At 42.7% G+C, this 23,750-nt stretch carries 20 protein-coding genes; 17 read left to right on the top strand and 3 right to left on the bottom strand.

Annotation, left to right across the window (positions count from 1 at the left end; translation table 11 throughout):
• Positions 1-87: 87 nt before the first annotated feature.
• The gene (gene purL, locus PSF11_RS11025) at positions 88-3,975 is read left to right on the top strand and encodes a phosphoribosylformylglycinamidine synthase (protein WP_115113474.1); all 3,888 of its coding nucleotides are present in this window, start codon (positions 88-90) and stop codon (positions 3,973-3,975) included.
• 54 nt (positions 3,976-4,029) lie between these two features.
• On the opposite strand, the gene PSF11_RS11030 is transcribed toward purL, so the two are convergent.
• Positions 4,030-5,061 (bottom strand): methyltransferase, encoded by a 1,032-nt coding sequence (locus PSF11_RS11030; RefSeq protein WP_061063856.1) that lies wholly within the window; start codon positions 5,059-5,061, stop codon positions 4,030-4,032.
• 903 nt (positions 5,062-5,964) lie between these two features.
• Here PSF11_RS11030 and PSF11_RS11035 point away from each other — a divergent pair.
• The 5 genes from PSF11_RS11035 to glnB all read left to right on the top strand — a co-directional run bounded on the left by PSF11_RS11035 (position 5,965) and on the right by glnB (position 11,677).
• A complete protein-coding gene (locus PSF11_RS11035) occupies positions 5,965-7,404 on the top strand; it encodes a sensor histidine kinase (RefSeq protein WP_014656328.1) in 1,440 nt (479 codons plus the stop codon).
• Positions 7,405-7,406: 2 nt separating this feature from the next.
• The gene (gene qseG, locus PSF11_RS11040) at positions 7,407-8,258 is read left to right on the top strand and encodes a two-component system QseEF-associated lipoprotein QseG (RefSeq protein ID WP_004921434.1); all 852 of its coding nucleotides are present in this window, start codon (positions 7,407-7,409) and stop codon (positions 8,256-8,258) included.
• Complete coding sequence (glrR, locus tag PSF11_RS11045; protein WP_004921431.1) at positions 8,245-9,585, top strand: two-component system response regulator GlrR; 1,341 nt, start codon at positions 8,245-8,247, stop codon at positions 9,583-9,585. Before qseG ends, glrR begins: the two co-directional genes overlap by 14 nt.
• 118 nt (positions 9,586-9,703) lie before the next feature.
• Positions 9,704-11,326 (top strand): NAD+ synthase, encoded by a 1,623-nt coding sequence (locus PSF11_RS11050; protein ID WP_014656326.1) that lies wholly within the window; start codon positions 9,704-9,706, stop codon positions 11,324-11,326.
• Positions 11,327-11,338: 12 nt separating this feature from the next.
• Positions 11,339-11,677 (top strand): nitrogen regulatory protein P-II, encoded by a 339-nt coding sequence (glnB, locus tag PSF11_RS11055; protein WP_004921424.1) that lies wholly within the window; start codon positions 11,339-11,341, stop codon positions 11,675-11,677.
• Positions 11,678-11,898: 221 nt separating this feature from the next.
• Here glnB and hmpA read toward each other — a convergent pair whose 3' ends face one another.
• On the bottom strand, positions 11,899-13,098 hold the full coding sequence (gene hmpA / locus PSF11_RS11060) for an NO-inducible flavohemoprotein (RefSeq protein WP_072502416.1): 1,200 nt from the start codon (positions 13,096-13,098) through the stop codon (positions 11,899-11,901).
• Positions 13,099-13,449: 351 nt separating this feature from the next.
• Between hmpA and glyA the strand changes: the two genes are divergently transcribed.
• Positions 13,450-14,703, top strand: coding sequence for a serine hydroxymethyltransferase (gene glyA / locus PSF11_RS11065; protein WP_004921412.1), 1,254 nt, complete (start codon positions 13,450-13,452; stop codon positions 14,701-14,703).
• Between the two features lie 81 nt (positions 14,704-14,784).
• On the top strand, positions 14,785-15,936 hold the full coding sequence (locus PSF11_RS11070) for a 3-phenylpropionate MFS transporter (protein WP_004921405.1): 1,152 nt from the start codon (positions 14,785-14,787) through the stop codon (positions 15,934-15,936).
• A gap of 219 nt (positions 15,937-16,155) precedes the next feature.
• On the opposite strand, the gene suhB is transcribed toward PSF11_RS11070, so the two are convergent.
• The gene (gene suhB, locus PSF11_RS11075; protein WP_004921404.1) at positions 16,156-16,959 is read right to left on the bottom strand and encodes an inositol-1-monophosphatase; all 804 of its coding nucleotides are present in this window, start codon (positions 16,957-16,959) and stop codon (positions 16,156-16,158) included.
• Positions 16,960-17,084: 125 nt separating this feature from the next.
• On the opposite strand from suhB, the gene trmJ reads away from it, so the two are divergent.
• From trmJ to iscX, 9 genes are all read left to right on the top strand, one after another.
• A complete protein-coding gene (gene trmJ / locus PSF11_RS11080; RefSeq protein WP_004921401.1) occupies positions 17,085-17,816 on the top strand; it encodes a tRNA (cytosine(32)/uridine(32)-2'-O)-methyltransferase TrmJ in 732 nt (243 codons plus the stop codon).
• 106 nt (positions 17,817-17,922) lie between these two features.
• On the top strand, positions 17,923-18,420 hold the full coding sequence (iscR, locus tag PSF11_RS11085) for a Fe-S cluster assembly transcriptional regulator IscR (RefSeq protein WP_004921396.1): 498 nt from the start codon (positions 17,923-17,925) through the stop codon (positions 18,418-18,420).
• Positions 18,421-18,537: 117 nt separating this feature from the next.
• Complete coding sequence (locus PSF11_RS11090; protein WP_014656323.1) at positions 18,538-19,752, top strand: IscS subfamily cysteine desulfurase; 1,215 nt, start codon at positions 18,538-18,540, stop codon at positions 19,750-19,752.
• Between the two features lie 24 nt (positions 19,753-19,776).
• Complete coding sequence (gene iscU / locus PSF11_RS11095) at positions 19,777-20,163, top strand: Fe-S cluster assembly scaffold IscU (RefSeq protein ID WP_004921389.1); 387 nt, start codon at positions 19,777-19,779, stop codon at positions 20,161-20,163.
• 148 nt (positions 20,164-20,311) lie between these two features.
• A complete protein-coding gene (gene iscA / locus PSF11_RS11100) occupies positions 20,312-20,635 on the top strand; it encodes an iron-sulfur cluster assembly protein IscA (protein WP_004921385.1) in 324 nt (107 codons plus the stop codon).
• 157 nt (positions 20,636-20,792) lie between these two features.
• A complete protein-coding gene (gene hscB / locus PSF11_RS11105; RefSeq protein ID WP_004921381.1) occupies positions 20,793-21,314 on the top strand; it encodes a co-chaperone HscB in 522 nt (173 codons plus the stop codon).
• Positions 21,315-21,325: 11 nt separating this feature from the next.
• Positions 21,326-23,176: a Fe-S protein assembly chaperone HscA gene (hscA, locus tag PSF11_RS11110; protein WP_004921379.1), complete on the top strand. Its 1,851-nt coding sequence runs from the start codon at positions 21,326-21,328 to the stop codon at positions 23,174-23,176.
• A gap of 2 nt (positions 23,177-23,178) precedes the next feature.
• Positions 23,179-23,514, top strand: coding sequence for an ISC system 2Fe-2S type ferredoxin (gene fdx, locus PSF11_RS11115; RefSeq protein ID WP_004921377.1), 336 nt, complete (start codon positions 23,179-23,181; stop codon positions 23,512-23,514).
• Between the two features lie 33 nt (positions 23,515-23,547).
• On the top strand, positions 23,548-23,748 hold the full coding sequence (gene iscX, locus PSF11_RS11120) for a Fe-S cluster assembly protein IscX (RefSeq protein WP_004921376.1): 201 nt from the start codon (positions 23,548-23,550) through the stop codon (positions 23,746-23,748).
• Positions 23,749-23,750 lie beyond the last annotated feature (2 nt).

Here is a 23,750-nt window from a genome sequence, read left to right on the forward strand (position 1 = left end):
CGTATTGATTCGCATTGCTCTATAATGTGTTCCGGTTCCCCTGCTTTTATGATCAGGGCTGGCGTTTAAATGAGAGAATTTAAGACTATGGAAATTTTGCGTGGTTCACCTGCTCTATCAGCATTTCGTATTGCTCGCCTGTTGGCGTTGTTTGCTGAAAAACAGCTTCCTGTTACGGATATTTATGCTGAATATATGCACTTTGCTGAACTATCAGCGCCTTTAAGTGAAAGCGAGCAAGGCAAACTGCGTAGTTTGCTGAAATACGGTCCTTCTCTCGCGGAGCACGAGCCTTTTGGTAAACTCATATTAGTGACACCACGCCCAGGAACAATTTCTCCTTGGTCATCTAAAGCGACAGATATTGCTCACAATTGTGGTTTATCTCAGGTCGAAAGAATTGAACGTGGTATTGCTTACTATGTGCAAGCCGATTCACTATCACAAGCACAGTGGCTAGACGTTGCAGCGCTACTACATGACCGCATGATGGAGAGTGTTTTTGGCTCTTTTGAGCAAGCTGAGGCACTGTTTGTTCATCATCAACCCGCACCAATGAAAGTTATTGATATCAGTCGTCATGGCCGAACTGCCCTCGAAAAAGCTAACGTAGAAATGGGGTTAGCACTTGCTGATGATGAAATTGATTACCTTCTAAATGCATTCACTGAGTTAAAACGCAACCCAACGGATGTTGAACTGTATATGTTTGCACAGGCAAACTCAGAACACTGCCGCCATAAAATTTTTAATGCAGATTGGATCATTGATGGTGAAAAACAGCCTAAATCGCTGTTTAAAATGATTAAAAACACCTTTGAAACGACGCCAGACTATGTGTTATCTGCTTATAAAGATAATGCGGCAGTGATGGAAGGATCTTCCGTGGGGCGTTTCTTCCCAGAATCAGATAGCCGTACTTATCGTTATCATCAAGAAGATGCTCATATTTTGATGAAAGTCGAAACACATAACCATCCTACAGCGATCTCTCCATGGCCGGGGGCAGCAACGGGCTCGGGCGGTGAAATTCGTGATGAAGGGGCGACAGGGCGCGGTGCCAAACCGAAAGCGGGTTTAGTTGGCTTCTCAGTATCGAATTTACGTATCCCTGGGTTCGAGCAGCCATGGGAAGAAGATTTCGGCAAACCGGAACGTATCGTTACCGCTCTCGATATTATGCTAGAAGGGCCATTAGGTGGCGCGGCGTTTAATAACGAATTTGGTCGCCCAGCACTATTAGGTTACTTCCGTACCTATGAAGAAAAGGTTAACAGCCATAACGGTGAAGAGCTACGCGGCTATCATAAACCTATTATGTTAGCTGGAGGGATTGGCAATATCAGGGCGGATCACGTGCAAAAAGGTGAGATCCCTGTTGGAGCAAAACTCATCGTCCTTGGTGGGCCATCAATGAATATCGGTCTTGGTGGTGGTGCCGCATCTTCTATGGCTTCTGGTCAATCAGATGCTGATCTGGATTTTGCATCAGTGCAGCGTGATAACCCAGAAATGGAGCGACGTTGCCAAGAGGTTATTGATAATTGTTGGCAGTTGGGTGAGAACAACCCCATTTTATTTATCCATGATGTGGGAGCGGGTGGCTTATCGAATGCCATGCCTGAATTAGTGAGTGATGGGGGCCGTGGTGGTTGCTTTGAACTGCGCAAAATTCTGAATGATGAGCCTGGAATGAGCCCATTAGAAGTATGGTGTAATGAGTCTCAAGAGCGTTACGTCTTAGCCGTTGCTCCAGAACAAATGGCTCTATTTACGGCAATTTGTGAGCGTGAACGTGCTCCTTTTGCAGTAATTGGTGAAGCAACCGAACAGCGTGAATTAGTTTTAAAAGATGCGCATTTTAATAATCAACCTATTGATATGCCTCTTGATGTGCTGTTAGGTAAAACCCCTAAAATGTTGCGTGATGTGAATACATTAAAGGCACAACCAGGGGCGTTAGATAGAACGTCTATCCATTTAAATGAAGCAGTAAAACGCGTGTTGCATCTTCCAGCCGTCGCGGAAAAAACATTTTTAATTACTATTGGTGACCGTACAGTGACTGGTATGGTTGCGCGTGATCAGATGGTTGGGCCTTGGCAGATCCCTGTCGCGGACTGCGCGGTCACAACAGCGAGTCTTGATAGCTACTATGGCGAGGCTATGTCAATTGGTGAAAGAACCCCTGTTGCATTGTTAGACTTCGCCGCTTCTGCCCGTATGGCGGTAGGGGAAGCATTAACTAATATTGCTAGCGCATATGTGCAAGATCTAAAACGAGTAAAACTTTCAGCTAACTGGATGGCGGCGGCGGGGCATCCCGGGGAAGATGCAGGTCTGTATGAAGCTGTGAAAGCGGTAGGCGAAGAACTGTGTCCTGCTTTAGGGTTGACTATCCCTGTTGGTAAAGATTCGATGTCAATGAAAACACGTTGGCAAGATAATGGTGAAGAGCGTGAAATGACATCACCACTATCACTGATTATTAGCGCATTCGGTCGTATTGAAGATGTGCGTTTGACGGTGACACCTGAATTAAAAACGGACGTTGACTCTGCCTTAATGTTAATCGATCTTGGTCAAGGGCATAATGCTTTAGGCGGCTCGGCTCTTGCGCAAGTTTACCGTCAGTTAGGTAATAAAGCACCGGATGTGCGCGACCCTAAATTACTATCTGGTTTCTTTGCCGCTATCCAACGCTTATTGTCAGAGCAAAAACTGCTAGCATACCATGACCGCTCTGATGGTGGTCTGTTCGTGACATTAGCTGAGATGGCATTTGCAGGCCATTGCGGTATTAATGTTGATATTAGCGAATTTGATGAAGATATTCTCGCCGCGCTGTTTAATGAAGAGTTGGGCGCCGTTATCCAAATTAAACAGCAAGATAAGCAATATGTTGAAAATTGCTTTGCTGAAGCGGGTTTAGGTGAATGTTTACATTATCTAGGTACGGTCACCCAAGAAGATGCATTAGTGATTAATAGTCGTGATACTGTTGTTTATCAGGAATCTCGCAGTACATTACGTGAGTGGTGGGCTGAGACAACATGGCAGATGCAACGCTTACGTGATAATGAGGCGTGTGCAGATGAAGAGCATAAAGCGAAGTTGGATAGCCAAGACCCTGGTCTAAATACTCAGCTTACTTTCGATATTGCAGAGGATATCGCAGCACCTTATATCCTGTCTGGTGTACGCCCTAAAGTTGCGGTGTTGCGCGAACAAGGTGTTAACTCTCATGTGGAAATGGCAGCTGCTTTTGACCGTGCTGGTTTTGATGCGGTTGATGTCCATATGAGTGATCTGCTCGCGGGGCATCTATCATTGGCAGGCTTCCAAACCTTAGTTGCATGTGGTGGCTTCTCATACGGTGACGTATTAGGTGCTGGGGAAGGTTGGGCAAAATCAATCCTGTTTAATAACCAAGTACGTGATGAATTTGCTGCTTTCTTTGCTCGTCAAGATACATTATCCCTTGGCGTGTGTAATGGTTGTCAAATGATGTCCAATTTATATGAGTTGATCCCAGGAGCAGAACTGTGGCCTCGTTTTGTACGCAATCGCTCAGAACGATTTGAAGCGCGCTTTAGTTTGGTCGAGGTAGCTAAGAGCCCTTCCTTATTGCTTCAAGATATGGTCGGTTCACGCATGCCGATTGCGGTATCTCATGGTGAAGGTTTGGTTGAGGCGCGTAATCCTGCCCATATTCAGCAATTGGAAAATCATTCATTAGTAGCACTGCGCTTTGTGAATAACTATGGGCAGGTCACAGAGCAATACCCTGCTAACCCTAATGGCTCAGTGAATGGTATTACTTCGGTGACATCAATGGATGGCCGCGCAACAATTATGATGCCGCATCCTGAGCGTGTATTCCGTACTGTAAGTCACTCTTGGCACCCAGAAAATTGGGGGGAAGATGGCCCATGGATGCGTATTTTCCGTAATGCGCGTAAGCAATTAGGCTAAGTAGCCTGAATCTGATAGCCCCGTAATACGGGGCTATTTTTTCGTCGTTGCCGATTAGACAGGAACGGTTTCAATGATAGCAATATGGCTTTCTGTTGGAATAATTCGGTTGATTTTTAGACCTGCTTGCGAGAACAATGCGTTAAATTCAGCTTCTGTATGCTCGTTACTATCGTGAATAACACTAAAGCATATAAGCTCTAATTCCTTTCCAAAATGGGGGCGATTATCTTCGGGGATAATCGCGTCCATGACCAGTAATTTTGAGGTTGGTTTCATGGCGCGACGGATGGTTTTAAATATCTCAATAAGCTTATCATCACTCCAATCATGAGTTATGTATTTCAATAGGTAGATATCAGCTTCTGGACACTGCTCAAAAAAAGAGCCGGGTTGTAATGTCCAACGGGTATCATCTTTGAGCCGATGTAGAATATTTTTTTCTAGCACATGTTTCCTATCAAATAGGATACCCTTTAATGACGGATTACGTGCCAATACTTCAAGTAGCAGGTTGCCTAAGCCGCCAGCAATATCGGCAACAATGATATTTTCTGGGAAAGTATAATTTTTTAGGATAAATTCGTTTTCAATTTTTGATAAAGAAGCTTGCCCTTCATCAAAGCCATCTGGTTGATCAGCATTCTTTTCCCAGTAATCAAAGAATGTACTTCCGAATAAATCTTCAAATACGCGCTTACCATAAGCGGATTGTGTGAACTCTGCGCTCGTTAGCCAAAAGGTTTTATCAGTCAACCAGAGAATAGCAGGGCGCAATGAGTAGGGGTGATCAGTGCATAAAAAGGTCGCTTCTGGCGTTAATGCGTAATGAGTGCCATCTAAACAAGTAAAAATTTTACGGGTTGCGAGTACTCGAAGAATTTTTTTCACGACTCTCGCATCTGCCTTTATTTCAGCAGCCAGTTGCTCAACGGTCTTTGCTTCCTGCATTAAATGATCCGCAATATTTAACTGCACCGCGGCGCGTAGTGCTGCTTGAAATACAAAACCAATAGTTTGCTCAAGCACATACAACGCGGCTTGCATATCGTTCTGCTCTATTGTGTTACTTGATTGCATATTCATAAATTTCCTCATCGAATCTTTATTATCAAATCAATAAGTAAAAGTTAAGTATTGTCGTGAAGTATAGATTAGTAAAATTATTTCTTGGAAAGTACTCTTAATTTTTATCAATAAAAATTAGGGGTGCCATAGTGTTTATTATTTTCGCTTTAATTTGAATTTCTGTTGGTCTCGCAATAAATATCAATTTTATTAATTATTCTGAGGTTTTTTTATTCAGGTGATGAGGTTTTTTTTCGAGGTGTATAAAATTGGCGACAAACCCCTTATTTGGGTGTCTCCAAATGGAGACATTTAATTTGTTGAAAAATAAAAATAATTTTCTATGCTGTGGTGGGTGTCTTTAAAAGGAGACAGTATAGAGGAAAGAAAGAAAAATTTTAGAGGTGAAAAAGAAGAAATAAGAAACCGAAAAAATAAAAGTGCTTATCTTTCAATTAATTAATAAATATATTGAAAAGTTGGCACGATGTGTGCATAATAATATTCAGTTGCTCATTCAACATTATTATGTCGGTCCACATTAGGGTGGGAACATACCACATAAAGCAAGAATGATGCCAAAGTAAGGTGCCTACCGTCCAACAGCACAGATATTCGCTTTCGAGCCTTATCAAACACAGGGCGACACGTGGAGTGAGGCACCACCTATATGATTATAAAGAGATAATCATATATCACATCAGTAAATCGCTGGCGGAATAAAGTTGAACTCTTTATTCCGCCTTCCTGTATTTATCCCCCCATAATTTTTCTTGTTTATTCTCAATGAGATTGGCACATTGCTTGCTGTAACTAGCGTGACTCTTATGAAATAAGAGGGAAAATCGAACTGTGGTGATCATCAAGTTCACGTAATTCATTCAGTTCTGTTACCATGGAACCTCGTTTAACAGGTGTGAGATGAATGCATTGAGTAAATGGCGTCTATTTCCGCGCTCCTTGCGCCAATTGGTTGTCATGGCATTTTGGTTAGTGCTATTGCCACTATTGGTTCTGGCTTATCAGGCTTACCAAAGCTTGGAGCAATTAAGTAATCAAGCTGCTCAAATCAATAAAACAACACTTTTAGATACCCGGCGAAGTGAAGCGATGGGTGGACTAGCTTTAGAAATGGAAAGAAGCTATCGCCAATACTGTGTTTTGAAAGATGCTTCATTACATACCCTCTACCTCAAGCAGTTTTCTGATTATCAGCAGATGTTTGAGCGGCAAAAAACGATACTGCCTAAAAATGCAGATACATCGGCACTGACTCGCGCGTTAGAAGAATTAAAAACGGTAGTTTGTGAGAATAGTGAACCGCCTAAAGAAGTCACCGCAGCATTAAGCCAATTCTCAGAGCAGAATAATGCATTAATACAAGAGACCCGCGACGTAATATTTAGTCGAGGGGAGCAATTACAAAAAGCAATTGCCAATAAAGGACAGCTTTTTGGTTGGCAGAGCCTTATCCTCTTTTTATTGAGTGTGCTCTTAGTTGCTTTGTTTACTCGAATGATTATCGGGCCAGTGAAAGGCATCGAACGTATGATCAACCGATTAGGCACAGGCAGAACGCTGACAAATAATTTAAAATTATTTAAAGGGCCTCGAGAGCTACGCTCGTTAGCGCAGCGGATTATCTGGTTAAGTGAACGCTTAGCTTGGTTAGAATCGCAGCGCCATGAGTTTTTGCGGCATATTTCCCATGAGCTGAAAACACCATTAGCAAGTATGCGTGAAGGCACTGAATTACTGGCCGATGAAGTGGCGGGGCCGCTTACCGAGTCACAAAAAGAGGTTGTAGAAATTCTTGATAACAGCAGTAAGCATCTTCAGCAACTTATTGAGCAGCTTCTTGATTATAATCGTAAATTAGCAGATAGCCCGCCAGAAGCACAACATGTTGATTTGCAAAAATTGATTGAAGACATTGTTATGGCTCATAATTTACCTGCGAGAGCGAAAAATATTCAAACGGATATTCGTCTACGTATTGACCATTGCCTTGCTGAACCAACGCTACTAGGACGGGTTATTGATAATATCTACTCCAATGCGGTGCACTATGGCAGTGAATCAGGTAATATTTGGATCACAAGCCGCAGAATAGATAATAAGCTTGTTATTGAAGTTGCTAATACTGGCACACCAATTCCTGAGTCAGAACAAAGTATGATTTTTGAACCTTTTTACCAAGGGTCGCTTGTGAGAAAAGGAGCTGTCAAAGGCAGCGGATTGGGGCTAAGTATTGCACATGATTGCATTAAGCAAATGGGGGGTGAACTTTCACTAGTACCCAATAAATTAGCAGATGTCTGCTTTAGAATTGAACTGCCTTTAACTGCAGAGAATGAATAATAATGGCAAATAGGTCTACAGATGTTTTGGTTGCATTACGCTTTGCGGTGTTACCAAAGCGATATATCGGGTTAACGAAAAAAAACTCTACATTCATCCAAAAGCAAAAAGCGGTGCATATAGGCGCGTTATTGTTGTCACTCATTTTAACGGGTTGTACGACTCAAAATGGGCAATCTTCTTTAGATACGTTAGCTCAAGTTGTTGTCCCTGAAGTTAAAGTGACCGATTACCGCTATGCGGCATGTGAGGGCGTTTGGGAAAATTATCAGCCTAATGCGCGAGAAAATGCACTTTTTTGGTTGAGGATGATGGACTGTGCCGATCGTCTCGACCCTGCTACAGCACGCAAGCAGGCATCACAGATACAGATTGAAAATTGGTCGGACGCATTTCAGCACAGTATCTTAATGGGCGCGGCTGAACCCACAATTGCTGAACGACGCAAAATGGTCGACAGTATGAACACTTTTAGCCTTAATTTCCCCACGGCAATTCGCCCGTTATTACAACTTTGGCGTGAACAACAGGTACAAACAATTAATCTTGCTGAAGCCAATTCTCGTTTTAAGCGGCTACAGCAAGATACAGACAATAAACTTGACCGTATGAAAGAAGAAAATGCCAGACTGGTATTTGAACTGAATACAACCTCACGTAAATTAGAAAATTTAACTGACATTGAGAGGCAACTCTCCTCTCGCAAACAAATTACCAATGAAACGGAAAAAGAGGTTGAAGCGGTAGATAAAAAGCAACCAAAAGAAGCGGCTAAAACGGAAAAACCAGTCGCTGAAGATGGTAACTCTTCAACTAATAACCCATCGGAGAATGAGCGCAATGACCAACCGTAAATCAGCAAATCTTCTGCTGGTGGATGATGACCCTAGTCTGCTGAAATTACTGGGTATGCGCTTAAGCAGTGAAGGTTTTAAAGTCACCACCGCGGAAAGTGGGCCAGAAGCGCTAAAATTGCTTCAAAAAGAAAAAATAGAGTTGGTGATTAGTGACTTGCGAATGGATGAAATGGATGGAATGGCTCTGTTCGATGAGATCCAGAAGCAACACCCTAATTTACCCGTGATAATCCTCACCGCCCATGGCTCAATTCCCGACGCCGTTGCAGCAACACAGCGCGGCGTATTTAGTTTCCTAACCAAACCTGTTGATAAAGATGCGCTCTACAAGGCCATTGATGAAGCATTGGCATTATCTTCAACACCAATCAGTGATGAAGAGTGGAGCGAAGGCATTGTTACTCGCAGCCCATTGATGATCCGACTGTTAGAACAAGCCCATATGGTCGCGCAATCGGATGTGAGCGTATTAATTAATGGGCAGAGTGGTACAGGTAAAGAGGTCTTAGCACAGGCAATCCATAAGGCAAGCCCACGGGCACGCAAGCCATTCATCGCGATTAACTGCGGCGCATTACCAGAACAATTACTTGAATCTGAGCTATTTGGCCATGCAAAAGGGGCCTTTACAGGGGCTGTGAGTAGCCGAGAAGGGCTATTCTTTGCCGCAAATGGGGGAACGCTATTTCTTGATGAAATCGGCGATATGCCAATGCCGCTGCAAGTTAAATTATTACGCGTATTACAAGAGCGCAAAGTACGTCCTCTTGGCAGTAATCGTGATTTAGATATTGATGTGCGTATTATCTCTGCAACACACCGTAATTTACCGAAGGCGATGGAAAAAAATGAGTTTCGTGAAGACCTCTATTATCGTCTGAATGTGGTGAATTTGCGCATCCCAGCCCTGAATGAGAGGGCGGAGGATATACCTATTTTAGCTAACCATTTACTACGTGAATCGGCATCAAGGCATAAGCCGTTTGTTCGTAGCTTTTCGACAGAAGCTATGAAGTGTTTGATGTCAGCCAGTTGGCCGGGCAACGTACGTCAATTGGTTAACGTCATTGAGCAATGCGTCGCATTGACTACAACACCTGTGATCAGTGAAGCGCTGGTTAGCCAAGCGTTACAAGGTGAAAATACGGCACTTCCAACGTTTGTTGAGGCACGTAACCAATTTGAGCTTAACTATCTACGTAAACTATTACAGATGACAAAAGGGAATGTGACACAAGCCGCTCGCATGGCAGGCAGAAATCGTACTGAATTTTATAAATTATTGGCACGTCATGATTTAGAGGCTAATGATTTTAAAGAATAATTGGCCTTATCATCTAAATTTATCGTGTTTAAGTCACTCAATTTATCGCTGCCGTGGTAATGGCTAGTGAAGAGTGAATTAAGGTATCAATATCAATGCTCGGGAGAAGAAATACCTTATGAGCCGTAAGCTTAATATTTCACTAGCTCAATTAAATTGGTTAGTTGGCGATATTGAAGGCAACTGTGAACGCATGTTGCAAGTTTTTGAAGAACAAAAGAATATCGCTGACATTGTTGTGTTCTCTGAGCTGTCACTCACGGGGTATCCACCGGAAGATCTTTTATTCCGTGCGGATTTTACCCAACGTTGTTTAGTGCAATTAGAACGCTTACAAAATGCGAGCACGGAAACAGCGATTGTTGTTGGTCACCCGTGGACAGAAGCGGGGAAAATGTATAACGCCCTCTCTTTTTTCTACCAAGGAAAACTCCTCACCCGCTATTTCAAACAAGAGCTGCCAAACTATGGTGTTTTTGATGAGCTTCGCTATTTCTCTGCGGGTGATAAAACTGGTGTGGTTGACTTTAAAGGTTACCGTATAGGCTTATTAATTTGTGAAGATATTTGGTTCGATGGGCCAGTGGATGCCGTTAAGCAAGCCGGTGCCGAACTATTGTTGACGATTAATGCCTCCCCATATGATCGTAACAAGGATCATAGTCGGAGTGATTTATTGGTAAGGCATTGCCAGCGTACACAATTACCTATCATCTATTTGAACCAAGTGGGCGGTCAGGATGAGTTAATTTTTGATGGTGGCTCTAAAGTGCTGGCGAGTGACGGTAAAATCACACATCAGCTGGTTGATTTTGATGAGCAAATCGTTAATTGCCAGTTTAATGAGTTATCCGCGGTACCGATGGAAAAGCTAGCACCAGCACTGTCACCAGTTGCACAGGTTTATCAAGGCTTGGTGATGGCAACTCGCGATTATATCAATAAAAATGGTTTTAATGGCGCTATACTCGGTTTATCCGGTGGGATTGATTCGGGATTAACAGTGGCAATAGCGGTGGATGCGATTGGCAAAGAACGCGTTCAGGCCGTGATGATGCCATTCCGCTATACCTCAGAAATGAGTATCCATGATGCCAAAGAGCAGGCTGAATTGCTTGGCGTTGAGTTTGATATTGTCTCAATCGAACCTATGTTTGATGCTTTTATGTCACAACTTCAACCAATGTTTGAAGGTACTGCTGTTGATACTACCGAAGAGAATTTACAGGCGCGTTGCCGTGCTGTTATTTTAATGGCGATGTCCAATAAGCGCCGTCGTTTAGTTTTAACGACCAGTAATAAAAGTGAATCTGCCGTTGGCTATTCAACCTTATATGGTGATATGGCGGGCGGTTTTGATGTTTTAAAAGATGTACCAAAGACATTGGTTTTTGAGTTAGCGAAATATCGTAATACGATCTCTCCTGCGATACCGCAACGTGTGATCGATAGGCCACCATCGGCGGAGCTGGCACCAGGGCAGCTCGATCAAGATAGCTTGCCGCCATACGATATTTTAGATGCGTTACTTGAAGCTTATGTGGAAAAAGATTATTCCGTGGCACAATTGATTGAGCAAGGCTTCGATGAAGCAACGGTTCATCGCGTTGTGCGTCTTGTCGATATTAACGAATATAAACGCCGTCAAGCGCCAGTTGGACCACGTATTACGGTGCGTAATTTCGGAAAAGATCGTCGTTATCCAATCACGTCAGGTTTTGGCCGTAAAAACTGGTCATAACAGGAATTATTTATGAAAAAAATTGATGCAATTATTAAGCCTTTTAAGCTGGATGATGTCCGAGAAGCGTTAGCGGAAGTGGGGATCACTGGGATGACGGTAACAGAAGTCAAAGGTTTTGGTCGTCAAAAAGGTCATACCGAGCTTTATCGTGGCGCCGAATATATGGTGGACTTCCTGCCTAAAGTCAAAATTGAAATTGTTGTGCCCGATGATATTGTCGAAAGCTGCGTAGAAACTATTATGCAGACGGCACAAACTGGCAAAATTGGTGATGGCAAAATTTTTGTCTACGATGTTGCTCGCGTGATCCGTATTCGTACTGGTGAGCAGGACGAAGAGGCGATTTAATTTCCATGCTTTTTTCGCGGCTCTAGTCACATTTCAAGGGAGCCGCGCCATCGACCCCTACTTACTACGCATTATTTAGGGAATGGTCGTGGGGCAAACATCATGGAATAGCTTAGTCATTATTTAATAAAAAGCGGTAACGGCATAAACACAGGAATGGGATTAAAAGAGTGTTTAGTATGCAAAACCGTTACCGCGAAATTTAAATAGGTTATTTAAAATTAATTTAAAGGTAGAACTTTATGAGGGCCAAAGCACTCATAATGAATATTCTCTGCTGAAACGCCCATCTCAATCAGTTGTTTAGCGATGTATTGCATAAAGCCAACTGGACCACAGAAATAGAACTGCATATTTGGAACGCCTAACCACGCTTTAACCTGCGAAAGATCCATTAAGCCACTAAATTGATAATCAAATCCTTGTTTATCTTCTGCACGTGGCTGATTAAACCAAACAGCGGATTGGCTATGTGGATGGTGAGCAAGGTGTTTATTTACCTCATGATGGAACGCATGAACGGCACCATTTTCGGCGGCATGTAGCCAGTTAACTTGTGCTTCATGGCCTTCCTGAGTTAATGAATTGAGCATGCTCAGCATCGGTGTTAAACCGACACCCGCTGAAATGAGAGTGACAGGGGTTTTATTATCGATATCAATAAAGAAATCACCGCATGGTGGCGCTAAATGAACAATATCACCTTCATTTAAGTTTTGGTGAATATAATTGGAGACAACACCATTATCTTCACGTTTAACGGCAATACGATAACTACGACCATTTGGTGCTGTGGTCAGTGAATATTGGCGAATTTCTTGGTTAGTTAGGCTGTCATCATTGATATAAATAGTGATGTATTGGCCTGGACGATAATCTGCGACAGGCTGACCATCGACAGGGACAAACTCAAAGCTTGTGATCACATCACTTTGCGCCTGTTTAGCCGCAACACGGAATTCACGTAAACCTTCCCAGCCCCCTGTTTTATCTGCATTTTGGCGGTAAATTTCTGCTTCACGGTTGATAAAAATATCAGCAAGGACACCATAAGCTTTACCCCAAGCATCTAACACTTCTTGCCCTGGGTTGAGTAACTCATCGATAGCAGCCAATAAATTTTCCCCGACAATAGGGTAGTGTTCAGGTTTGATATTCAAGCTTGCATGTTTTTGTGCGATTTTTTCTACAGCAGAAATCAATGCTTCGGGCGTCTCAATATGTGTTGCATACGCGCAAACCGCATTAAATAAGGCTTCACGTTGTGAGCCGTTACTTTGATGCGTCATGTTAAAAATATCTTTCAGCTCAGGATGTTGTTTGAACATTCTGTCGTAGAAGTGAGCAGTTAGTTTGGGACCCGTTGCAGCAATGGCTGGGATAGTGGATTTAACAATAGCGATAGTTTGGCTGTCTAGCATACAGGCTCTCCTGAAATAATTTCATTCGATGATGAATTTTATAACATGTATTTTAAATGCAATTTATAACTTTTAACACACAAAGTAAATAGGTCTATTATAAAAAGAGTTTAAAAATAGAAACTTTATAAAAGAGTCACCCAATAAATAGGATTTAATCTTTTAGCAATGCGAATATGGCTGATTTTATCTTGGTATGCTTGATAGTCTTTTATGACTGAGAAAATTTATGCAAACGTTTGCGTATATTTTTTCTTTAGGGCTATCACCCTGAAGAAAAAGAGTTTACACTGTGTGCTATTGCGATAGTTTTGTTATCAACTTATTGAATGGCTGAGGCAGGAGAAGCGAATGTTAAAGCGTGAAATGAATATTGCAGATTATGATCCACAACTGTGGGAAGCAATGGAACAAGAAGTCGTCCGTCAAGAAGAACACATTGAGTTAATTGCTTCAGAAAACTATACCAGTCCACGAGTGATGCAAGCTCAGGGATCTCAGCTAACGAATAAATATGCAGAAGGCTACCCAGGCAAACGCTATTACGGTGGTTGTGAGTATGTTGACGTTGTCGAGCAATTAGCTATCGATCGTGCAAAAGCGCTGTTTGGTGCAGATTATGCTAACGTACAACCTCATTCAGGTTCACAGGCTAATGCGGCTGTTTATATGGCGTTGCTGCAACCGGGTGATACCGTATTGGGTATGAACCTTGCTCATGGTGGTCACTTGACCCATGGTTCACCTGTCAACTTCTCTGGCAAACTTTATAACATCGTTCCTTACGGTATCGATGAAAGCGGAAAAATCGACTACGAAGATATCAAAGCACAAGCATTGAAACATAAGCCAAAAATGATCATCGGTGGTTTCTCTGCATATTCTGGTATTGTTGATTGGGCTAAAATGCGTGAAATCGCAGATAGCATCAATGCTTATCTATTCGTTGATATGGCTCACGTTGCGGGTCTAATCGCAGCAGGCGTCTATCCTAACCCAGTTCCACACGCACATATTGTTACTACAACAACCCATAAAACATTAGCTGGCCCTCGTGGTGGTCTGATTTTGGCGAAAGGTGGTGACGAAGAACTGTACAAAAAACTGAACTCAGCCGTCTTCCCTGGCTCTCAAGGTGGCCCGTTAATGCATGTTATTGCAGGTAAAGCGGTCGCATTGAAAGAAGCGATGGAACCTGAATTTAAAGTTTATCAACAACAAGTTGCGAAAAATGCGAAAGCAATGGTAGAAATTTTCCAACAACGCGGTTATAAAGTAGTGTCCGGTGGCACAGAGAACCATCTGTTCTTAGTGGATCTGGTTGATAAAGGTATTACAGGTAAAGATGCTGACGCTGCATTGGGTCGTGCAAACATTACGGTGAATAAAAACAGCGTTCCTAACGACCCGAAAAGTCCATTTGTTACCTCTGGTATCCGCATTGGTACGCCAGCGATCACACGTCGTGGCTTTAATGAAGGCGATGCACGTGAACTGGCTGGTTGGATGTGCGATGTTCTGGATAACCTCAATGATGAAGCGACCATTGAACGTATCAAACAAAACGTATTGAATATTTGCGCAAAATACCCAGTTTACGCATAAAATAAAATTAATTTAGTTTCAAAACCCGCTTCTACACTTTGGTAAAAGCGGGTTTTTTGCATTGAAAAACAAGGAGGAGTGATGGTAATTCCATCAACTCGCTGGCTAGCGATTGATTATTTTACCTATTTTTTCGCTTACAGTATTTTTCTACCATTCTGGCCAATTTGGCTACAAGGTGAAGGTATTGATGCTGAAATGAGCGGGGTGTTATTAGGGATTGGGTTAGCTGCGCGTTTCCTTGGTGCAATGTTTATTACACCGATGGTTAAAGATCAATCCAAACTCATTAACGCATTAAGAATATTGGCAGGATTGTCTCTACTCTTTGCTGTTGCCTTTTCCTTTGGTTCCCATTGGGCATGGCTATTTTTTGTCATGACTGGGTTTAACTTATTTTTTGCGCCATTAGTGCCACTCGGTGACTCGCTGGCAGGAACATGGCAAAAGCAGTTTCCCTTTGATTATGGCAAAATTAGGCTTTGGGGGTCCGTCGCTTTTATTATTGGCTCCATAGCGATGGGATATTTCGCCGATATATTAGGTCATCAATCCATTATGGTGGCTTTAATTATTAGCTGCTTAGCTTTATTACTCACGGCAATGTTAACGCCTGCAATTATGCCTAAAGGCATACCTAAAGTTGCAGGAGAAGATAAACTCTCATTTAGACAACTCATTGCAGATAAAAACGTAGTGACGTTCTTAATTTGTGTCACCTTGTTGCAAGGCGCACATGCTGCATATTATGGCTATGCCTCTTTATTTTGGAAGGAAGCAGGCTATTCTGACATCGTTATAGGTCGCCTCTGGGCACTTGGCGTTGTCGCTGAAGTTGTGGTTTTTATGTTGAGTAACAAACTATTTCGTCGTTGGAGTTCACGAAATCTACTTTTGTTATCTGCTATCAGCGGCATCATTCGTTGGGGGCTAATGGGGGCATTTACCTCACTACCAGTCCTAATTGTTGTTCAGATATTGCACAGTGGAACCTTTACCGTATGCCACCTCGCTGCAATGCGTTTTATCAGTGCTCGAAAAGAAAATGAAATTATTCCATTACAAGGTGTTTATTCAGCATTAGCAACAGGGGGCGGTTTAGCTATCATCACTGTTGTGGTGGGGGCTATCTATGAGCGTGTGCCAGACAATCACGGTTTAGTCTTTTATTTAATGGCACTATTGGCGATCCCTGCTTTGTTTATTAGACCGAAAGTTGTAGCACAATCATAAGGTTAACTTGGGTTTGTTCCTAAATATCAGGGTTAGATATATATCTGAAGTGAATGAACAATCCAAAATCACTAACAAGAAGGCATTTTGGTGGTGTAATCGATAGTAAAAAACGTGACACTAAAATGCTTTCTATCAAATTGAGTTATCTTATGGTGGGTTATATGAGAGGGGAGAATTAAAGGCATTGGGGGAAGCCCCAACACCTTTATTAAATCATTAACGTTTCAGTGACTCGGATAATTCTTCACGCATCACAGATAAAATCTCTTTAACAATGCGTGGGCTACCCGCAACAATATTACCTGAAGCTAAGTAATTATGGTTGCCAACAAAATCCGTCATAATACCGCCAGCTTCACGCATGATCAGTTCACCACCTAAGAAATCCCATGGTTTTAAACCAATTTCATAGTAAGCATCGACACGACCCGCAGCGACGTAACACAAGTCAAGAGCCGCTGAGCCTGTACGGCGGAAGTCTGCACAGCTCTCAAACATTTTGCTCATGATGTTCATGAACACAACGGCGTGCTGTTTTTGCTTAAAGGGGAAACCGGTTGCCACGATCGCGCCATCGAGTTCGCGAGCATCGGCACCACGTAGGCGATAACCATTTAATTGTGCGCCTTGACCACGAACAGCGGTAAATAACTCGTTACGCATAGGATCGTAAACAGCGGCGACTTCTGTACGGCCTTTAATACGAACCGCGATAGAAACAGCAAAGTGAGGGAAACGTTTTGTGAAGTTAGTGGTGCCATCCAGTGGATCGATTACCCATTGAATATCATCTTCTTTACCAAGTAACTCACCACTTTCTTCAGTAATGATAGTGTGGTCAGGATAAGATTTACGGATGACCTCGATAATTAAATGTTCTGCTTCACGGTCAACGTTGGTGACGAAATCGTTAGAGCCTTTTTGAGTGATTTGAACATTGTCAGGCGTTTCATAGCTTTTTGCTATGTGGTTGCCAGCCTTACGCGCAGCACGTATGGCGATATTTAGCATCGGATGCATGGGCTTTTTCCACTGGAATGTTAAAGAACGAAAAACTTTGAGTGGGCGGATTATATAGATGTTCGTCACAATAAGCAATTTTGTGTTAGACTCTTGCGATTATTTTTTAGAAAAACGACTAAACCATGTTAGACAATATCCGCATTATCCTTGTTGAGACCTCACACACTGGCAATATGGGCTCTACTGCTAGAGCCATGAAAACCATGGGTTTATCCAACCTTTATCTCGTTAATCCACAAGTACAGCCTGACTCGCATGCGATTGCGCTTTCTGCAGGAGCCAGCGATGTTATTGGCAATGCCACGATAGTCAATTCATTGGATGAAGCTCTAGAAGGGTGTAAATTAGTCATTGGCACGAGCGCGCGCTCTCGGACACTTTCTTGGCCGATGGTTGCACCGCGTGAATGTGGCGAAAAATCAGTGATGCAAGCGAAAACGGCGCCTGTTGCCATAATTTTTGGCCGTGAGCGTATTGGGCTGACCAATGAAGAGCTGCAAAAATGCCAGTACCATCTTTATATACCTACCAATCCTGAATATGGTTCATTAAACCTTGCGATGGCGGTTCAGTTGGTCAGTTACGAAATTCGCATGGCCTATTTAGCCCTAGAGGAAAAAAACGCAGTGAACTCGGAGGAGGATGAGGTAGAATATCCGCCGGTAGAAGATATTGAGCGTTTTTATGTGCATCTTGAAAGTGTGTTGAATGAATCAGGGTTTATTCGTAAGGCGCATCCGGGTCTAATTATGAATAAATTGAGACGTTTATACACCCGTGCACACATTGAAACTCAGGAGCTACATATTTTACGTGGTATCCTGACTTCAATGGAAAAATGGGCAAAAAAATGAGTTATCACTCCGTGAAAAATACTTGAGTAAATTAGTCAGGTAAATAGTTGACTAAATTAGTCGGGAATGTCACAATTGGGCAATATTTTACCACGGAGTATATGTTATGAGACTCACTTCCAAAGGGCGTTATGCAGTAACGGCGATGTTAGATGTCGCATTACACTCTCAGACAGGGCCTGTACCTTTAGCTGATATTTCTGAGCGTCAGGGAATTTCCCTCTCTTATCTTGAGCAACTTTTCGCTCGTCTACGCAAAAACGAGCTTGTTTCGAGTGTTCGTGGCCCAGGTGGTGGTTATTTGCTAGGCCGCGATGCTGATCAAATTTTTGTTGCTCAAGTAATTGCCGCGGTTGATGAATCTGTTGATGCGACACGTTGTCAAGGCAACAAAGAAGGTTGTCAAAATGGTGACCGTTGTCTAACGCATGCGCTGTGGCGTGATTTGAGCGATAGGATCACAAGCTTCCTAAGCAGCATTAGCCTTGATGAATTAGTGAAAAATCAAGAAGTCATAGATGTCGCCGATAGACAAGATAACGAAAAACGTCGGGCAACATTAGGTGGTCTTTCACCTGAAACGATTATTAATGTCCGTGCTTAATTATATAATATTTTAATAAATTGCAGTTGATACACAAAGTGATGGGGTTCGAATGAATGATCATCATAGGTATCGTTAGAAAATGAAGACAATTTTGTCTTTTGGAGTAAGTGAGCAATGAAATTACCGATTTATCTTGATTATTCAGCAACAACACCCGTTGACCCACGTGTTGCTGAAAAAATGATGCAATGTCTAACAATGGACGGCATTTTTGGTAACCCCGCTTCGCGCTCTCACCGTTTTGGGTGGCAAGCAGAAGAGGCCGTTGATATTGCACGTAATCAAATCGCAGAATTGGTGAATGCCGATCCACGCGAAATTGTCTTTACTTCAGGTGCAACAGAATCTGATAACTTAGCTATCAAAGGTGCCGCTAATTTCTATCAAAAGAAAGGAAAGCACATTGTCACTTGTAAAACAGAGCACAAAGCAGTTTTAGACACCTGCCGCCAGCTTGAGCGTGAAGGGTTTGAAGTGACTTACCTTGCACCACAAAGCAATGGTTTGATTGACCTGAAAGATTTAGAAGCTGCTTTACGCGACGATACTATCCTTGTTTCTATTATGCATGTGAATAATGAAATTGGTGTCGTTCAAGATATCGCAGCCATCGGTGAAATGTGCCGTAGCCGCAACATTATTTTCCATGTCGACGCCACTCAAAGTGTTGGTAAACTCCCTATCGACCTGTCCACTCTGAAAGTGGATTTGATGTCATTCTCTGCACATAAACTGTATGGCCCTATGGGTATCGGTGCTTTGTATGTGCGTCGAAAACCACGTGTTCGCCTTGAAGCTCAACAACACGGTGGTGGTCATGAGCGTGGTATGCGTTCTGGTACATTACCTGTCCATCAAATCGTTGGGATGGGTGAGGCTTACCGTATCGCAAAAGAAGAAATGGCTGAGGAGTCAGCACGCTTACGTAAACTGCGCATGCGTCTTTGGAATGGCATTAAAGATATTGAAGAAGTTTACCTCAATGGTGATTTAGAGAACGGTGCTCCACACATTCTGAATGTCAGCTTCAACTATGTTGAAGGTGAATCGCTGATGATGTCTCTTAAAGATTTAGCGGTATCATCTGGCTCTGCATGTACTTCTGCAAGCCTAGAACCTTCTTATGTTCTACGTGCCCTTGGAATGAATGATGAACTTGCTCACAGTTCTATTCGTTTTTCTTTAGGTCGCTTTACAACAGAAGAAGAAATTGACTATGCAATCAAACAGATTCATGGCGCAATTGGCCACTTACGTGAACTGTCTCCTTTATGGGAAATGTTCAAAGACGGCGTAGATCTTAACAGCATCGAATGGTCTCACCATTAATCAGACAGTTTCAGGAGTTTAAAAATGGCATATAGTGAAAAAGTCATCGATCATTATGAAAATCCACGTAATGTGGGTTCATTCGACAATAACGACCCAAGCGTAGGTAGCGGGATGGTTGGCGCGCCAGCTTGTGGTGATGTGATGAAACTGCAAATCAAAGTAAATGATAATGGAATCATCGAAGATGCGCGTTTCAAGACTTACGGCTGTGGCTCAGCAATTGCTTCAAGTTCACTTGTCACTGAGTGGATGAAAGGTAAAAGCTTAGATGAAGCCGAAGCGATTAAAAATACAGCTATCGCTGAAGAGCTAGAATTACCACCAGTGAAAATTCACTGTTCGATTCTTGCTGAAGATGCAATTAAAGCAGCCATTGCGGATTATAAAAGCAAACGCCAAGGCAAATAAGGCTTTAATTCCGGCTAATGGGCACATGGACATAAATAACTAAAATCCGTGTGATGAAAACATCGGTCGGTATAATTGATTAATTTTTAAGGCGGATGCTACCAATTAGTGAGTATCTGCCTTGTTTGTTTCTATAGTGAGGTTCGCAATGTCTATTTCTCTAACAGAAAGTGCTGCGCAACGTATTCAAGCTTTCCTCGCAAGCCGTGGTAAAGGTGAAGGTTTACGCCTTGGTGTCAGAACATCAGGTTGCTCAGGCATGGCCTATATTCTCGAATTTGCAGATATTATCAATGAAGAAGATACCGTTTTTGAAGATAAAGGTGTCAAAGTGATCGTTGATGGTAAAAGCATTGTCTACTTAGACGGTACTGAGCTAGATTTTGTCAAAGAAGGCTTAAATGAAGGTTTTAAATTCAATAACCCCAATGTCAGCAGTGAGTGCGGTTGTGGTGAAAGCTTTCACGTATAATGTCTTTTTATAGGCAATATTTTTAACTAATGCATTTCGTGGCTCCTGACACCTATCGAAAGTGAATATTCGCGCTGATTATTTAACATTGTGAGTGAGTTTTGATAGCTAACTAGACGAAGTGCATGAGTGCGTCAGTTCGAGAAACTAAGTACTTATGGATTATTTTACTCTTTTTGGGTTAACGCCCAACTATGCGATCGATAATGAACAATTAACGCAACGTTTTCAATCGCTACAGCGCCAATACCATCCAGATCGCTTTGCTGCCTGTACGGAACAGGAAAAAATGCAAGCGCTTCAACAAGCGGCAACGATCAATGCGGCTTACCAAGCTCTTCGTCATCCACTAAAACGTGCCGAATATATGTTATTACTACAAGGGATTGATATTAATAACGAACAACATACTATGCACGACACTGCATTCTTAATGGAGCAATTAGAGCTACGAGAAGAGCTCGATAATATTGAGCACCATAATAATGCGACTGATTTGCTTACAGCGTTCATGACGAAAGTAAAACAAATGCAAAAAACACGTTCCGCATTGATGGTTGAGCAACTCGATAGTGCACAGTGGGAATTGGCGGCAGATACGGTACGTAAATTGCGTTTTCTCGATAAATTACAGCAACAAGCTGAACAACTCGAAGAACGTTTACTGGATGATTTTTAAGAGAAACGATTATGGCTTTACTTCAAATCAGCGAACCAGGCATGACAGCCGCACCACATCAACGTAAATTGGCGGCGGGGATTGATCTTGGTACGACTCACTCTTTGGTCGCCACGGTACGTAGCGGTGAAGCAACGGCTTTACCTGATCATGATGGGCGTTATTTACTACCATCGGTCGTCAATTATCAATCCGATAATAAACAAGTGGGCTGGGCGGCAAAACAGCTAGCAGAGCGTGACCCTGTTAATACCATTATTTCGGTAAAAAGAATGATGGGGCGTTCATTGGCTGACATCCAACAACGTTATCCCGACCTACCTTATCGTTTCACTGCTAGTGAAAATGGGCTTCCTTTTATTCAAACGGCAGCAGGGCAAGTTGATCCGATCCAAGTTTCTTCAGATATTTTAAAAACGCTAGCAAAGAGAGCGGAAGAAACATTAGGCGGAGAAATGGATGGTGTCGTGATCACCGTACCCGCTTATTTCGATGACGCACAACGCCAAGGAACAAAAGATGCAGCCCGCCTTGCCGGTTTACATGTTCTCCGTTTATTAAATGAACCGACAGCGGCGGCTATTGCCTATGGTCTTGATTCAGGCCAAGAAGGGGTCATCGCTGTTTATGATTTAGGAGGCGGAACATTTGATGTTTCTATTTTGCGCCTAAGTCGTGGCGTGTTTGAAGTCCTTGCTACAGGGGGCGATACCGCACTGGGCGGCGATGATTTTGACCAAGCATTAGCCAAATGGATTGCCGAGCAAGCAGGTATTCAGACACAAGGTGACCACCATTTAAATCGTCAATTACTGAATGCTGCAACCGAAGCGAAAATCGCACTTAGTGAGGCTGAAACCGCACAAATTTCATTACCACAATGGCAAGGAGAAATTCAGCGTGAGGTGTTTGAACAGTTAATACAAAACCATGTGAAACGCACATTAATGGCCTGCCGTCGTGCATTGAAAGATGCACAAGTAGATGCTGATGACGTGTTAAATGTGGTGATGGTTGGTGGCTCTACCCGCGTACCTTTAGTCAGAAATAAGGTTGGTGAATTTTTTGGTAAACAACCATTAACTTCGATTGATCCTGACAAAGTAGTAGCCATTGGTGCAGCCATCCAAGCTGATATTTTAGTGGGCAATAAGCCTGATAGTGACATGTTGCTGTTAGATGTTATCCCATTGTCGTTAGGTCTTGAAACGATGGGGGGATTAGTCGAAAAAATTATCCCTCGTAATACCACGATACCTGTAGCACGTGCCCAAGAGTTTACGACGTTTAAAGACGGGCAAACAGCGATGTCTGTGCATGTGGTACAAGGTGAGCGTGAAATGGTTTCAGATTGCCGTTCATTAGCACGTTTTTCATTACGCGATATTCCGCCAATGGCTGCTGGTGGTGCTCATATTCGTGTCACTTTCCAAGTGGATGCGGATGGCTTGTTAAGCGTCAGTGCAATGGAAAAATCGACGGGAGTAGCCGCTTCTATTCAGGTGAAGCCCTCATATGGGTTAACTGATACTGAAATTTCAAGCATGATTAAAGATTCAATGGCTAATGCGCAAGATGATTTAAATGCGCGCCGTTTAGCGGAACAAAAAGTTGAAGCAGCAAGAGTGCTTGAGAGTTTGACTAGTGCATTAGAGCAAGATGCTAATCTATTGACTCCCGACGAAGAGTCAGCGATTGATAATGCCGTCAATATATTAATTGAAGCAGTAGAAGGCACAGACCCTACTGCTATTGAAAATGCCATTAAACAACTGGATAAGCAATCACAGGGGTTTGCGGCGCGTCGAATGGATGCTTCTATTCGCCAAGCGCTATCAGGCCAATCTGTGGATGAGATATAATTATGCCTAAAATAGTTTTTCTACCTCATACAGAATTATGTCCGGAAGGTGCAGTTGTTGATGCACAACAGGGCGAGTCAATTTTAAATGCAGCATTGCGAGTTGGCATTGAACTTGAACATGCATGTGAAAAATCATGTGCTTGTACAACTTGTCACTGTATTGTTCGCGAAGGCTTTGATTCTCTCGAAGAGAGCAGCGAATTAGAAGATGACATGCTGGATAAGGCATGGGGATTAGAACCAGAAAGTCGCTTAAGCTGCCAAGCTTTGGTCGCTGACGAAGATTTGGTTGTTGAGATCCCAAAATATACAATTAATCACGCTCGTGAGCATTAATACTGATATAATCCGCTGTGTGGGGAAGCAAATATGAGCCTTAAATGGTCGAATAGCCGAGAAATCGGTGAAGCACTGTACGATGCGTATCCTGATTTGGATCCAAAAACTGTGCGCTTTACGGATATGCACCAATGGATTTGTGAATTAGAAGAGTTCGACGATGATCCACAAAAATCCAACGAGAAAATCTTAGAAGCCATTTTATTGGTTTGGTTGGATGAGTTCGAATAATT

This window comes from Providencia sp. PROV119 (assembly GCF_028482435.1).
Classification (GTDB): domain Bacteria; phylum Pseudomonadota; class Gammaproteobacteria; order Enterobacterales; family Enterobacteriaceae; genus Providencia; species Providencia stuartii.